Annotated in this window: 1 pseudogene; it reads right to left on the minus strand. The window is 58.0% G+C overall.

The features are described 5' to 3' along the window. Positions 1-491, minus strand: a pseudogene (locus NKI06_RS30845) (type I secretion system permease/ATPase); the annotation flags it as partial. Positions 492-829: the final 338 nt, after the last annotated feature.

The following is an 829-nucleotide window of genomic DNA, read 5'->3' on the forward strand; positions in this document are numbered from 1 at the left end:
TCGGCATTGCAACGCGCTGCTTGCAGCAGACCATTGCGTGCCATGTTGTGGGCAACGGTATCGCTTATCGGCCCTTGCGAGAGAGTGTTGGCAAGGAGTGTCAGAGATGTGAGACCGACCGCCCCGATAAGTGCCGTCATGCCGATCCAGAAATGAAGGAGGAAGCAAATGCCAAGATAAAACAGCATCCATGGCAGATCGAAGAACGCTGTCGGACCGTTTCCACCTAAGAAGCCGCGAACATTGTCGAGATCGCGAAGCGGCTGCAAGCCGTCGCCCGGCATGCGCGTTGAAAGCGGAAGGCGAACGATCGCATCGTGAACGCGTCCGGAAAACTGTCCATCGAAACGCTCGCCAATCCGCAGCAGCACGCGGGCGCGCAAAATGTCGAGCAGGCATTGGAACGCATAAAGCCCCGCAGCAAGCACGACGAGCCCCACTAGCGTGGATACGCTGCCACTTGCCAGAACGCGGTCATAGACCTGAAGCATGAACAGCGGCGAGATGAGCGCAAGCACGTTGACCACGCCGCTGATCAACACAATGCCCCAAATCGCGGAAGTCAGAGGGAAGGGTCTCAAAGCTGAATCCTTTAAGGAATGGTTGTCACGTAAGTCTCCGGAGGCTGGCGACCCAGCTCCCTATATTGCTCCCCGACCGGCAACCGACTGCATCCGCTCGCTGGTTCAGGATCAGTGCTCCCGCCGAATATGTTTGGTCCCGGCATTTAATGGAGCGCGTCAACAACACCGTCCGGCTGAAGGTTTGGAAGGGATTCATCGTGGTCGGCCGCAAGGGCCCGAACAGGCTTCCGCCTCCACACCTTCAG

It is taken from the genome of Mesorhizobium sp. M0772, from assembly GCF_040320135.1.
Classification (GTDB): domain Bacteria; phylum Pseudomonadota; class Alphaproteobacteria; order Rhizobiales; family Rhizobiaceae; genus Mesorhizobium.